The following is a 14,227-nucleotide window of genomic DNA, read 5'->3' as shown; positions in this document are numbered from 1 at the left end:
TGAGAAAGGAGACACGATTTATGAGGTGGATATTAGTTTTTATATTTTTATATCTTATTCCTTTGATAGTGATATTCAGAAATTACAAGAATTTTAAGAGGTCTTGTATCTACAGTAGTATTTATGTAGTATTAGCTACAACAATAATGATAAGTAACATCTATATGAGTGGACTTAATAAGATAAAAGAATCTATGTATTATCATAATTATATTTCTGATGAGACATATGATGAGAAATATGTATCAAATTTTAATGAAAAAGAAGAAGAAGATTTAAAACAAGATAAAAAAAATAGCAAAGAATCAAACAATAAAAAAGTAGATAATAAGCAAGAGAAAAATACACAAAGTACAGAAAATAATAAAGAAGAAAATCAAAAAGATGTAACAAAGAATAATGATTTAGAAAGAAATACTTCAACAAATAGTGAATCAGAAAAACAAGTAAATACTGGAGAAAACAAAGATACTTATACAAGTAAAGAAAATGATAGTGAAGATATAAAAAAAATAGACCTAGAAAGTATAGGAATTTTCAAGAAAGAAATTTATAATATAGAAAGAGTAGCTTTAGTACCAATGAGAGAATGTATACCTTATACTAAGGATATTGCAAAAAATATAACTAAATTATCTAGTATAAAAAAAGATGTTACAAATGCTAGAAATAAATGTAAAGAAGTTATAGAAGAATATGATAATATGCAAATCCCAGAACTTTCTAAGGATGAATATACAAAGGTATTAAGTAGTGCTAGAGATGATGTAAAAAAGGCGTATGAACTTAGACAAAAGTCCATGGATAGTGCCTTAAAATTAATAAATACTAAAAGTCCTAAATATATAGGCAAGATAACTGAGTATCTTGATTTATCAGATAAGCAGATAGAAAGTTTTAAAAATAGATTGAATGATTTAAATGAAGAAATAGATGGGTCAAATACTATTGATTAAGAGTTAAAGAGATAAGTTAAAAGGGAGATTGGTATGAATAAGCAGAGTATAGGAAAACTAAATATGTTTTTTATGGGGATTACTCAGAGAAACCTTGAAAATGAAGATTTTTTTATTGAATTAGAAGTAGTTTTTAAATCAGGAAGAAAAGAATTTAAAGGAATTGCAATAGAAGAAGAAGGTAAGTACAAATTTAATTTTAAAGGCAAGTCAGAGTTACATACATTTAGTGAATTGTTAAAAAATATATCTAAAGAAGCGGAAAATTATGATGGGCTAGTATTTAGATATATTGAAAGAGGTACTATTGTCGTAATAGAAGGAGACAATAAAAAAGTAAATGTAAAGTATCTAGATAATAAAGAAGAAGTACCGAAAATAGATGAATTTACAGCATCTCAAATAAAAAACAGAGAGTACTATGTAAAAGTAGGACAAGCAAATGCACTTTTAAAAGAAATTGGAGTACTTACAAAAGATGGTAAAATAAAAAATGATAAAATAAGAAAGTATAATCAAATAGACCACTTTGTGGAGCTTATAGACAATATTTTAAAAGAAATAAAAGACAAAGACTGTATAACAATATTAGATTGTGCTTGTGGTAAATCATATCTAAGTTTTGTACTAAATTTCTATATAAAAGAAGTATTAAAGAAAAACTGTTATTTTATAGGAATAGATTATTCAGATGTAGTTATAGAAGCGTCAAAGAAGATGGCTAAAAACTTAGGCTATAAAAATATGTCATTTATAAAAGAGGATTTAACTAATTATACACCTAATAGAGATGTTGACCTTGTAATAAGCTTACATGCTTGTGATACAGCAACAGATATGGCTATAGGATTAGGAATTAGAGCAAAATCAGAAGCTATAGTAGTAGTACCATGCTGTCATAAGGAGTTATTAGGACAATATAAATATGAAGCTATGGAACCAATATTAAAACATGGAGTATTTAAAGCTAGATTTGCAGACTTAATAACTGATGGTTTAAGAACGTTATTGCTAGAAGGAAATGGATACGATACTTCTGTGGTAGAATACATATCCCCATTAGATACACCAAAAAATTTAATGATAAGAGCAATAAAAACTAAAACAAATAATGAAAAAGCATTAAATGAATATAGAGAACTAAAAACACAATTTGGAGTAGAACCAACTTTAGAAAAACTTATATATTAGTTGAAAATGTAAAATTTACAAAAAGCTTGCTTAAATATGCAAGCTTTTTGGTATTATATAGGTATAGTCATATATATGATTTTGATTTATAATTAAAGCTGTGCTATAATATTTGATTAATAAAATCAATAAATGTTACATGGAGGTAAAAATGAACAAATTAAATATATGTATTGATATAGATGGAACAATAACTAGCCCTTATCATTTTCTTCCATACCTAAATGATATATTCAATAAAAACATTACAGAGTCAGAGTGTATAACTCACAATTGGGAAGAATTATATGGTTCAGGAATAAGGGATGTATATGCAGAATTTAATGATAAGTATGTACATTCATATGATGAAGCAGAAATTGTAGAAGGAGCTATTGAAGTAATAGAGGAATTATCTAAGGGGCATAATTTATCTTTTGTAACAGCTAGACATGAGTGTTTAACTGATGTAACTAAAAACTGGTTAATTAGACAAGGAATTTTAGATATAGATGTTTACTTATTAGGAAGTGATTATAAAGTTGAAAAGGCAAGAGAACTGAGTTGTGATATATTTATAGAAGATAACCCTTTAAACTCAGTCCAATTGGCTGATGCAGGTGTTAAAGTAATACTTTTAGATACTAACTATAATAAAGATATTGAACACCAAAACGTAATTAGAGTTAATAACTGGATAGATATTAAAAAGATTATAGAAGAAAGTAATTAAAAGACTTATAATTTGAAAGGGGGAGCATATGATAGATTTAAAACTAGAAAACAGAAAAGGAAAAATTCATGTAAAGAGTAGTGAGATAAAAGACATTTTAGAATTACGTCCAGACTTTGAATATGTACAAGATATATCAAATACTATAAATCAGGAGAATATATTGGTGTTTGATTGTCAATTGACAGGAAATTCTTTTGATATGGATGATTTAGATATAGAAGAAATATTAGAAGAATTGGGTGAGGAAATAGATGAGTCTTATTTCAATGTCTTATTTGAAGATGTAAGAGCATATTTAAAAGATGCTACTGATGAAATAGAAGCAGATTTGCAAGAAAATTACCTATTTGATAATTTGAGATGCTATTTTGATATATATAATATAAATCAAGAATTCACTGATTTTAAGTTTGTATTTTTAGTTTCTTTTAAGGATATAAAAATATCTTCATTAGCTAATCTAGCTAAGATTGTTTCCAAAAGACAACTGATAGGAGCATCTAAGTTTTATAGTTAAAATACAATTTTATGATAGCAAAAGCTAGTAGTCTTGTAAAAACATAGACTTCTAGCTTTTTTATTTGCTTATTTTTAAAGAAAACTTTAGAATAGTATTTACATTCTTAAAAAAGTATTATATATTAAACATAATGTACAGTATATTGTCTAGAATGTTTTAAAATAAGTTACTGTCTTTAGATAAAATAATTAAATATGCTTATGATTGTATAAGTATAGTCGAGGTGAATTTATGCAGAATTTAAATGAAATAATTGCTGAAAACTTAAAAAAAATAAGGAAAGAAAAACATCTTAGCTTAGATAAAATTTCTCAACTTAGTGGAGTAAGTAAGAGTATGTTGTCTCAAATTGAAAAATGTGAAGTGAATCCAACTATATCTACTATCAAGAAAATAACGAATGGATTAAAAATATCATTTACATCATTGATGGAAAGACAAGAAAGTGAGATAGAATTGGTTGATAAAAAGGATGTAGACCATTTTATTGAAGATGATGGAAAATATGTAAGTTATCCTATATTTCCATTTGATTCCAAGAGAAGATTTGAAATATTTATGATTGAGATAGAAGAGGGTGGAACGTTGGATTCAAATGCGGAACTTCCAGGAACTCAAGAGTTTATTACAGTTTTTAGTGGTGAAATAACTATTAAAATAAATGGAGAGGATTATATTGTATCTAGTGGGAATTCTATAAGATTTAAAGCTGATGTATCACATGTATATAGAAACTCAGGGAGAGGTGTAGCTAAAATAAGTATGGTAGTATATTATGTATAATAATTGAATGGAGTATATAGTAATATTTAGATGATTTTAAGTAGGAGAGTATATAATATTTAAATAATAGGAGTGTGATTTATAGATGAATAACAAAAAAGCAGTTTTCTTCTTTTGTAATAATTTAGATAAAGACCCAGTGGCTAAAAATGTAATTAACTGTTGTGAGGAAGTAATGGATTTAAAGCAGACTGATATTATTGTTGATGATAACTTTGTATTAGAATTTATAGATGAAAACAATAACTTATTCCAGTTTGTAAAAACGGAAAATGTAATAAGTCATGATTATAAATATTATCTGCCAATTTTAAATAAGTATTTCAAAGATTTTGATTTTGCAGGAGTTGTGAATTGGCATGAAGGAGAGAATGCTCCAGAAAATATTCTAACAGCTCATACTATTGGAGATGTACCAACAGGCGAGTTTGGAAATTCAAATCCAAAATATTTTAGAAACTTAATTAATGCAATTGAAGATATAAAAAATGAAAACTCCCTTGATGAATTCACTACATTAACAGAAGCAACTCACTGGTCTGGAACTACATATGGTGAAGTAGCTAAATTAATTACAGAATATTCTGTACCTATGTTAGATATTGAGATAGGAAGTAATAGTAATAGTTTTAATAATAAGACAGCAATACAAGTATTATCGAAGTCTCTAATTAGAGTATTTGATAGTGATGAGCCTATAAAAACTTTACTGTGTGTAGGAGGAGTTCACTTTGAAAATTCTTTTTCAGACATTATAAAAAATGGAGAATACAATATATCAATTGGGCATGTATTACCAAATCAATGGATTGTAAGTGGAATGTATGATAATGAAGATGGATTTGAAAAATTAGAAAAGTGTGTAGACAGTATTGATGGTGGAATTGATGGTATAGTTTTTCATGATAAATTAAAGGGGACTTATAAAGAACAATGTCGTAAGTTAGGGGAAAAGCTTAAGGTACCTGTATTTAAACATAAGATATTGAAAAACCCAAAAGATTTGCCTATATGGTAGATTTGATTTATAATAATGAGATTTAGTAAGTATATTCAGTAATTCAGATTAATTTTTAAGTGAGGTCAAAAATGATAATATCTTATTTTGCACTATTAATTAGAGTAGTGCTGTTAGCCTTTGAAAGAGTAGTTGTAAGATTATTAGGTGATGAGGAAGGCGATATTTATAAAAATATAGCTTCATCATTTTTATTTTTCTTTATAGGTGGAGTATGTTTACTACCATTTAGTATAATGAGTAAGGTTGGAGATTGGTCTTTTTTAATACCATGCTATATAAGTAGCTTAGTTTATTCGATTGGGTCAGTAGCATATGTAACATCTCTAGCAACTGGTGAAGTTTCACTTGTAACTCCAATAAACAGTTTAAACTCACTATTTCTATTGCTTTTATCAGTTGTATTTTTAGGCGAAAGTTTTAGTTTAGCAAAAGTTGCAGGAATTATAATTATGATAGGTGGAGTATTTATATTAAAAAATGTAAGTTCTTTATTAAAAAATGCATCTGCCATTCTAAATAATCTACCATGTAGATTGATGTTTTTGTACATATTTTTTCAATCAGTAGGAAGGGTATTAGATAAGGCATTTTATGTTCAAGTATCTCCTATACTATATTCAACGATACTTTACTTTTTTGTTGGATTAAATCTATTTGTCTTTTTAGCATTTAAAAAGAAACAAAGAGTAATCTATGAAATATTTAGTAATAAGAAGGGACTTTCAATTTTAAGTGGTGCTATTAATGGATATTCTTATCTAGCATTATTAATTGCTTTAAATAATTTAGAACTCAGTATAGCAGAACCATTTTCTCAAGTTTCTATGATAATAACCTTAATACTTGCTCACTTTATATTTAAAGAAAATATCAAGGAGAAAATACCAGGTTCAATTCTTATATTAATTGGTGGATGGTTGTTATTGCTTTAATTGATAAATCAGAGAGATGATGGAAGTCTATAAAGGGCTAGATAAACAGAAACATGATGGGGTAAAACATGTTGTAGCTGGTGCAGAGAATTTGCACCAGCTCAGACTTTAGACAAACTATATATTAATATTTTCTGACTTTTCATTGTGCTTATTATTCAATGCTTCAGACTATAATTTCCATACCATCATAGGGAAAGGAAATATTATCAAGTTTTTTCTCTAATTCACTACTTTCTATTTTTTCTATTTTTTATGTATTTTCTTAAAAAGTTTTCTGGTCTTGTTAGACATAGTCATATTTCTTCTGACTTACATGTGGGTTATAGCAAAGAATGATTCTGTTATCAAGAAAGGTATTAAAAGTAATAAAACATTAACTAAATAGATAATATTTTATTACGTTATTTTAAAGACCCACCTATAGTTAACTATTTTCATATGTCAACTTTGTATTAAGGTTTTAAATACTAATTTATAATTGTTAGTTTTTATGTCTAACTCTAAGTGGTATATCAAGTTCTTTTGCTAATTGTTTAGATTCTTCTATTTCCTCTGGAGATATTTCATCTACTACTGAAAAGGCAACTTCTTTTATATATTCTTTGCAATCTTTTGCAAAATCTAACATGTAGTCAAATGATTTTTCTCCAAACTTTGGTTGAGTAACTCTATTATAAGCTTCTTTATTTGGAGCATTAAGACTTATTGATACTGCATCTATCACATCTTTTAACATAATAGCAGTTTTTTTATTGTGTATTAAATCACTTAGACCATTTGTATTTATTCTTGTTTTGATATTACTTTTCCCTTTTACAAATTTAGCAACTTCTATTAATTCATTTATTCTCATTAGTGGTTCACCATATCCACAAAATACAATTTCATCATATTCATCTAAATTATATTTGTCAAAGGCTTCTTTTACTTCATTAATACTTGGTTCGTGTTCTAACCATAAGCTACCACTATTTGCTACTTCATCTTTTTCATTTCTTATGCAAAACACACAGCTACATGGACATGTATTAGTTATATTTACATAGATACTGTTTTCAATTGTATATAAGATATTCATAATTTTCCCTCCATAAATTTAAGTTTTTAGTTAAAATAACGTCTTTTAAAATCAAGTTTATCAAGTGCTATCCCTAGAAGTACAAACACAATAAAGCTTCCTATTGGCTGTAACAAACCAAGTAAACTCATTACAAAAGCACTTGTAAAGCTTCCAATAATTATTCCCTCAGCAAACATATATAAAACTAGACCTACTATGCCTGCTACAAATGAAGCAATTATATTTCGTTTATTTATTATCTTGTCACTTTTAGAAGTGAAAAATAATACGAGTATTGGCTTTATAATTATAGTTGGTATTACCCATATTGCAGCTCCTGTAGATAAATCAGCTAGACCAGCGCCTATTGCAGAGGCTGCTATAGCATAGTTTGTTGGTAAAATAGTTGCAGCTAGATAAATAAAGGCATCTCCTATATGAACATATCCATTGTTTCCACCAACTGGAATATGTAATATATAAGCTATTGTCAAACATATTATAGACGCAAATAGCGCTGAAGTGACGATACAGGTCGTCTTTTTAGAAGTAGCTTTATTCATTTTTTCCAATATAATCCCTCCTCAAAAATCCCAAACTAGTATTCTTGTAATGTTTTCTTATAAATATATTAATATTAATCATACAATTTTCATAGTTTGTTTGGTATTTTTCTGGTAAAAAGTGAATTGTACCCATTCAAAGTCTTTTGATGGAAAAGTAGATTGTAATTAGGATAATTTAATAGGATAATTAGAAAGGTTGTTGTAAATTTGATATAAAATATAACAAATAGTAGGTGTATACAAATAATATAAAATAAGAAAAATAATATAAGAGAGTCATACTCAATGTATATTGAATAGACTCTCTTATATTTGGGAAATTAAAGGCTATTTTGTTAGATAATAGCTAATTAATGAAAAAATATATTTATAAAATACTAATTTACTCTATTAGCAGCAGTTCCTGTGCTTATAACATCTACAGCACTACTTAAACTAGAATAAACTATATTTTCTATCGCTGTACTAGTGAAGAATCCAAGGTGATGAGTAAATATAACTTGCTCCATAGAAAGAAGTTTGTTGATTTCTGGGTCAGTTAATTCACCTGGGTTCATTTTTTTATTTAAGAATAATCCTTCAGTTTCAAATGTATCAAGGGCAGCAGCTCTTATTTTTCCAGCTTCTAGTGCTTCTATTAAGTCCCCTGTCTTAATTAAACCACCACGACCAGTATTTACTATGTAAGCGCCATCCTTCATTATAGCTAAAGTATCTTTATTTATCATATGTTTTGTTCCTTCAAGTAAAGGAGTATGTAATGTTATAAGGTCAGCTTCTTTAAGAAGGTCTTCTAAAGAATCTTTATAAGTTAATATATCATTTAAATCTTTATTTGGATATTGGTCAAATGCAATTACATTAGCTCCTAAGCCTTTGAATAATTTGGCAGAAGTAGCACCTATTTTTCCTGTACCTATAACACCAACTGTAATAGATCTAACTTCTGTTCCAAGAAGTTCAGCTATCCAACGATAGTCACCTTCACAGACTTTTTTCTTTACTAAAGGAGTCTTTCTTAAAAGGTTCATAGCTTGAGTAACAGCTAATTCAGCTATTGCATTAGGTGAATAAGAAGGAACATTTGTAACAATAAGTCCATTTTCATTAACTAAACCAAAATGTATCATGTCCATCCCTGCAGTTCTTGAAGCTATAACTTTAACCCCAGCATCTTTTAAAGTTTCATAAATATAAGGGTTATCTATATAGTTAGTTTGTTGTATAGATATACCATCATATCCTTTAGCTTTTACTACATTTTCTTCAGTCATGTTTTCAGGATAAATATCCACTTGAACATCCTTATGTTCTTCAGACCATTGTTTTATTACTGGTTCTTCATAATCGCGTGCTCCAAATACTAGTATTTTCATATCAATACCCTCCTGTAATTATTAAATTATATGGTAATTTTTCATTTAGAAATAATATGTAGCAATATAAGGTTATATTTTTATACAAAATTTTTAAGGTTAAAAATTTAGTTTTGAAATTGTTTTCCCTGTGTTATTTTGATATTTAGTTATTTTTTATTTAAGATAATAATTGCTCTAAACATTTATCAAAGAAATTGTTATTTTTTAGATTAAATATTATTAAAAAATTATCTAAGTTTTAAATTAGTTAACTAATCAATTGATTAATTACAATGATAGCATGTGTTTTTGAGTTTAGCAATGAAAATTTTTTTTGAAAAGTCAAGCTTTTTCATAAAAAAATATATAAAAAAAACTTTTAAAGGCATAAAAAAAATGGCAAAATGCTATGGAGAGTTGCATGATGCCACGATATGAAATTAATAATGCAATTGTATATTGTTAAAAAACATTCAAATCAAGCGATATTTTGCTTAAATATAAAGTTGGCACGATAAATGCTTAACAATATAGGTGTAAGACAATAAAAAATATAAAAAATAATCATTTATAACTTTTAATAATTTTATAAGTTATCTCAATAAGATTAGGAACTTTGACATCAAATAGTTAATATCAGAAAAAAGTACTTTATATGTGATTTAATTGAATTTTTATAATTGATACTATTAAGGAGGAAAACGTTATGCTTTTAGAAGGAGTTAAGGTAGTAGAACTTTCAAGTTTCATCGCAGCACCATGTTGTGCAAAAATGTTAGGTGACTGGGGTGCAGATGTTATTAAAGTTGAGCCTATAGAAGGTGATGGAATAAGAGTTATGGGTGGAACATTTAAATCTCCAGCATCAGATGATGAAAACCCTATGTTTGAATTAGAAAATGGAAATAAGAAGGGTGTAAGTATTAATATAAAATCAAAAGAAGGAATAGAAATATTACATAAATTAATATCAGAAGCAGACATATTTGTAACTAATGTTAGAGTTCAAGCATTAGAAAAAATGGGTATAGCTTATGACCAAATAAAAGATAAGTATCCAGGACTAATATTTGCTCAAATATTAGGATATGGTGAAAAAGGACCTTTAAAAGATAAACCAGGATTTGACTATACTGCATACTTTGCAAGAGGAGGAGTTAGCCAATCTGTAATGGAAAAAGGAACATCTCCAGCAAATACAGCAGCAGGATTTGGTGACCACTATGCAGGTCTAGCATTAGCAGCAGGAAGTTTAGCAGCATTACATAAAAAAGGAAAAACTGGTGTAGGTGAAAGAGTAACAGTAAGTCTTTTCCATACAGCTATATATGGAATGGGAACAATGATAACAACAGCACAATATGGAAATGAAATGCCTTTATCAAGAGAAAATCCAAACAGCCCATTAATGACTACATATAAATGTAAAGATGGAAGATGGATTCAATTAGCTTTAATACAATACAATAAGTGGTTAGGCAAATTCTGTAAGGTTATAAATAGAGAATATATATTAGAAGATGATAGATACAACAACATAGATTCAATGGTTAATCACATTGAAGATTTAGTTAAGATAGTTGGAGAAGCTATGTTAGAAAAAACATTAGATGAGTGGTCAGTTTTATTAGAAGAAGCAGACTTACCATTTGAAAAAATCCAAAGCTGTGAAGATTTACTAGATGATGAACAAGCTTGGGCAAATGACTTCTTATTTAAGAAGACATATGATAGTGGAAATACAGGTGTTTTAGTTAATACTCCAGTTATGTTTAGAAATGAAGGAATAAAAGATTATACACCAGCACCAAAAGTAGGGGAACATACTATAGAAGTATTAAAAACTTTAGGATATGACGAATCAAAAATAAATAACTTAAAAGAAGATAAAGTTGTAAGATACTAATTAGTATTTCTAGATTTTGGGAAAGGAGAATACTAAAGATGTATACAATGGGATTAGATATAGGTTCAACTGCATCAAAGGGAGTAATTTTAAAAGATGGAGAGGATATTGTGGCTTCAGCTACGATATCTTCTGGTACTGGGACTACTGGACCATCAAGAGTTTTGGAAAAATTATACAGTGAGTCAGGTCTTGGAAGAGAAGACATTGAAAAAATAGTAGTTACAGGATATGGGAGAATGAAATATTCTGATGCTGACAAACAGATAAGTGAGTTAAGTTGTCATGCTAGAGGAGTAAACTTCATAATTCCAGAAACAAGAACCATTATTGATATAGGTGGTCAAGATGCTAAAGTACTAAAGCTAGATAAGAATGGAAGATTACTAAACTTTCTTATGAATGACAAATGTGCTGCAGGTACAGGAAGATTTTTAGATGTAATGGCAAAAATAATAGAGGTTGATGTATCTGAACTCGGAAGTATATCCATGAATTCTCAAAATGAAGTATCAATAAGTAGTACATGCACAGTGTTTGCAGAATCTGAAGTTATATCACACTTATCAGAAAATGCAAAAATTGAAGATATAGTAGCAGGTATTCACACTTCAGTAGCAAAGAGAGTTTCTAGCCTAGCAAAAAGAATAGGAGTACAAAGAAACGTAGTAATGGTTGGTGGAGTTGCCAGAAATAGTGGAATTGTAAGAGCTATGGCAAGAGAAATCAATACAGAAATTATTGTACCTGATATACCTCAATTAACTGGTGCTTTAGGAGCAGCATTATATGCTTTTGATGAAGCAAAAGAATCACAAAAAGAAGTGAAAAATATATAAAAAGAGGGATGACAATGTCTGAAAAAAAAGAAGCTAGAGTAGTAATAAACGATTTATTAGCTGAACAATATGCAAATGCATTTAAAGCTAAAGAAGAAGGAAGACCTGTAGGTTGGTCAACATCAGTATTTCCTCAAGAGTTAGCAGAAGTATTTGACTTAAATGTATTATATCCAGAAAATCAAGCAGCTGGGGTAGCGGCTAAAAAAGGTTCTTTAGAATTATGTGAAATGGCTGAATCTAAAGGATATTCTATCGACCTATGTGCATATGCAAGAACAAACTTTGGTCTTTTAGAAAATGGTGGATGTGAAGCTTTAGATATGCCAGCTCCAGATTTCCTACTTTGCTGTAATAATATATGTAATCAAGTTATAAAATGGTATGAAAATATTTCAAGAGAATTAGATATACCTTTAATAATGATTGATACAACTTTCAATAATGAAGATGAAGTAACTCAATCTAGAATAGACTATATAAAAGCTCAATTTGAAGAGGCTATAAAACAGTTAGAAATTATATCAGGAAAGAAATTTGACCCTAAGAAATTTGAAGAAGTAATGAAAGTATCAGCTGAGAACGGAAGACTATGGAAATATTCTATGAGTTTACCAGCAGATTCTTCTCCTTCACCAATGAATGGATTTGATTTATTTACTTATATGGCTGTAATAGTTTGTGCTAGAGGTAAAAAAGAAACTACAGAAGCATTTAAATTACTTATAGAAGAGTTAGAAGATAATATGAAAACTGGAAAATCTTCTTTCAGAGGAGAAGAAAAGTATAGAATAATGATGGAAGGTATACCTTGCTGGCCATATATTGGATATAAAATGAAAACATTAGCTAAATTTGGAGTTAATATGACAGGTAGTGTTTATCCACATGCTTGGGCATTACAATATGAAGTTAATGATTTAGATGGAATGGCAGTAGCATACAGTACTATGTTTAACAATGTAAACTTAGACCGTATGACAAAATATAGAGTTGATTCTTTAGTAGAGGGTAAATGTGATGGAGCATTCTATCATATGAACAGAAGCTGTAAACTTATGAGTTTAATACAATATGAAATGCAAAGAAGAGCAGCTGAAGAAACTGGATTACCATATGCTGGATTTGATGGTGACCAAGCTGACCCTAGAGCCTTTACTAATGCTCAATTTGAAACAAGAATTCAAGGTTTAGTTGAAGTAATGGAAGAAAGAAAAAAACTTAATAGAGGTGAGATATAATGGAAGCTATTTTATCTAAAATGAAAGAAGTAGTTGAAAATCCAAATAAGGCTGTAAAAGAATATAAAAATGCAACTGGTAAAAAAGCTATAGGTTGTTTCCCAGTTTATTGCCCAGAAGAAATTATACATGCAGCTGGAATGCTTCCAGTTGGTATATGGGGAGGACAAACAGAATTAGATTTAGCTAAACAATATTTCCCTGCATTTGCATGTTCAATAATGCAATCATGTCTAGAGTATGGATTAAAAGGTGCATATGATGAATTATCTGGAGTTATCATACCAGGTATGTGTGACACATTAATTTGTTTAGGACAAAACTGGAAATCAGCAGTACCTCACATAAAATATATATCATTAGTACACCCACAAAACAGAAAACTTGAAGCTGGTGTAAAATACCTAATCAGTGAATACAAAGGTGTAAAAAGAGAACTTGAAGAAATATGTGGTTATGAAATAGAAGAAGCAAAAATTCATGAAAGTATAGAAATTTACAATGAACATAGAAAAACTATGAGAGACTTTGTTGAAGTAGTTTATAAACATTCTAATACTATAAAACCATCAATAAGAAGCTTAGTAATTAAAAGTGGATTCTTTATGAGAAAAGAAGAACACACTAAATTAGTAAAAGATTTAATAGCAAAATTAAACACAATGCCAGAAGAAGTCTGTTCTGGAAAGAAAGTTTTATTGACAGGTATATTAGCAGATTCTAAAGATATATTAGATATTTTAGAAGACAATAATATAGCAGTAGTAGCTGATGATTTAGCTCAAGAAACAAGACAATTCAGAACAGATGTGCCTGCAGGTGATGATGCATTAGAAAGATTAGCAAGACAATGGTCAAACATAGAAGGTTGTTCATTAGCTTATGACCCTAAGAAAAAACGTGGGTCACTTATAGTAGATGAAGTTAAAAAGAAAGATGTAGATGGTGTTATCTTCTGTATGATGAAATTCTGTGACCCAGAAGAATACGATTATCCTTTAGTTAAGAAAGATATAGAAGATAGTGGAATACCTACTTTATATGTTGAAATCGACCAACAAACTCAGAATAATGAACAAGCAAGAACTCGTATTCAAACTTTTGCTGAGATGATGAGTTTAGCTTAAGTTCATTAA

The 14,227-nt window shown here is 28.6% G+C and carries 14 protein-coding genes; 11 read left to right on the top strand and 3 right to left on the bottom strand.

From position 1 onward, the window contains the following. The first annotated feature begins 20 nt into the window (after nucleotides 1-20). The 7 genes from IC174_RS15980 (at nucleotide 21) to IC174_RS15950 (ending at nucleotide 6,118) form a co-directional block, all read left to right on the top strand. Nucleotides 21-956: an MSCRAMM family adhesin SdrC gene (locus IC174_RS15980; RefSeq protein WP_227483385.1), complete on the top strand. Its 936-nt coding sequence runs from the start codon at nucleotides 21-23 to the stop codon at nucleotides 954-956. Nucleotides 957-989: 33 nt separating this feature from the next. Next, nucleotides 990-2,147, top strand: coding sequence for a class I SAM-dependent methyltransferase (locus IC174_RS15975; protein WP_227435477.1), 1,158 nt, complete (start codon nucleotides 990-992; stop codon nucleotides 2,145-2,147). Between the two features lie 151 nt (nucleotides 2,148-2,298). Next, entirely contained in the window at nucleotides 2,299-2,859 is a 561-nt protein-coding gene (locus IC174_RS15970; RefSeq protein ID WP_227483384.1) for a 5' nucleotidase, NT5C type, read from the top strand. 28 nt (nucleotides 2,860-2,887) lie between these two features. Continuing rightward, nucleotides 2,888-3,379 carry a hypothetical protein gene (locus tag IC174_RS15965; protein ID WP_054272357.1) on the top strand — a complete coding sequence of 164 codons (492 nt, stop codon included), beginning with the start codon at nucleotides 2,888-2,890 and terminating at the stop codon, nucleotides 3,377-3,379. A 234-nt stretch (nucleotides 3,380-3,613) separates the two neighbouring features. Next, nucleotides 3,614-4,165, top strand: a complete 552-nt coding sequence (locus tag IC174_RS15960; RefSeq protein ID WP_227435472.1) for a helix-turn-helix domain-containing protein — start codon at nucleotides 3,614-3,616, stop codon at nucleotides 4,163-4,165. A gap of 85 nt (nucleotides 4,166-4,250) precedes the next feature. Then, nucleotides 4,251-5,183, top strand: coding sequence for a D-aminoacyl-tRNA deacylase (locus tag IC174_RS15955; protein WP_227435470.1), 933 nt, complete (start codon nucleotides 4,251-4,253; stop codon nucleotides 5,181-5,183). A 71-nt stretch (nucleotides 5,184-5,254) separates the two neighbouring features. Beyond that, entirely contained in the window at nucleotides 5,255-6,118 is an 864-nt protein-coding gene (locus IC174_RS15950) for an EamA family transporter (protein ID WP_227435468.1), read from the top strand. Nucleotides 6,119-6,602: 484 nt separating this feature from the next. On the opposite strand, the gene IC174_RS15945 is transcribed toward IC174_RS15950, so the two are convergent. The 3 genes from IC174_RS15945 to IC174_RS15935 all read right to left on the bottom strand — a co-directional run bounded on the left by IC174_RS15945 (nucleotide 6,603) and on the right by IC174_RS15935 (nucleotide 9,123). Then, entirely contained in the window at nucleotides 6,603-7,199 is a 597-nt protein-coding gene (locus IC174_RS15945; RefSeq protein WP_227435467.1) for a TIGR04100 family radical SAM protein, read from the bottom strand. Between the two features lie 26 nt (nucleotides 7,200-7,225). Beyond that, nucleotides 7,226-7,753 (bottom strand): TIGR04002 family protein, encoded by a 528-nt coding sequence (locus IC174_RS15940; RefSeq protein WP_227435465.1) that lies wholly within the window; start codon nucleotides 7,751-7,753, stop codon nucleotides 7,226-7,228. A gap of 371 nt (nucleotides 7,754-8,124) precedes the next feature. Continuing rightward, a complete protein-coding gene (locus IC174_RS15935; RefSeq protein WP_227435461.1) occupies nucleotides 8,125-9,123 on the bottom strand; it encodes a D-2-hydroxyacid dehydrogenase in 999 nt (332 codons plus the stop codon). A 688-nt stretch (nucleotides 9,124-9,811) separates the two neighbouring features. On the opposite strand from IC174_RS15935, the gene hadA reads away from it, so the two are divergent. The 4 genes from hadA to hadC are packed head-to-tail and all read left to right on the top strand — an operon-like array spanning nucleotide 9,812 to nucleotide 14,218. Beyond that, complete coding sequence (gene hadA, locus IC174_RS15930; RefSeq protein ID WP_227435459.1) at nucleotides 9,812-11,011, top strand: isocaprenoyl-CoA:2-hydroxyisocaproate CoA-transferase HadA; 1,200 nt, start codon at nucleotides 9,812-9,814, stop codon at nucleotides 11,009-11,011. A 38-nt stretch (nucleotides 11,012-11,049) separates the two neighbouring features. Beyond that, on the top strand, nucleotides 11,050-11,850 hold the full coding sequence (gene hadI / locus IC174_RS15925; RefSeq protein WP_227435457.1) for a 2-hydroxyisocaproyl-CoA dehydratase activator HadI: 801 nt from the start codon (nucleotides 11,050-11,052) through the stop codon (nucleotides 11,848-11,850). A gap of 14 nt (nucleotides 11,851-11,864) precedes the next feature. Further along, on the top strand, nucleotides 11,865-13,091 hold the full coding sequence (hadB, locus tag IC174_RS15920) for a (R)-2-hydroxyisocaproyl-CoA dehydratase subunit HadB (protein ID WP_169468259.1): 1,227 nt from the start codon (nucleotides 11,865-11,867) through the stop codon (nucleotides 13,089-13,091). Beyond that, on the top strand, nucleotides 13,091-14,218 hold the full coding sequence (gene hadC, locus IC174_RS15915; RefSeq protein ID WP_227483383.1) for a (R)-2-hydroxyisocaproyl-CoA dehydratase subunit beta: 1,128 nt from the start codon (nucleotides 13,091-13,093) through the stop codon (nucleotides 14,216-14,218). The genes hadB and hadC overlap by 1 nt, the downstream gene beginning before the upstream one ends. Nucleotides 14,219-14,227 lie beyond the last annotated feature (9 nt).

Origin of the sequence: Clostridioides sp. ES-S-0001-03, assembly GCF_020676075.1 — a bacterium.
Taxonomy (GTDB): Bacteria; Bacillota; Clostridia; order Peptostreptococcales; family Peptostreptococcaceae; genus Clostridioides.
The sequence above is the reverse complement of the archived record's forward strand: the minus strand, read 5'-3'. Positions and strand labels throughout refer to the sequence as shown.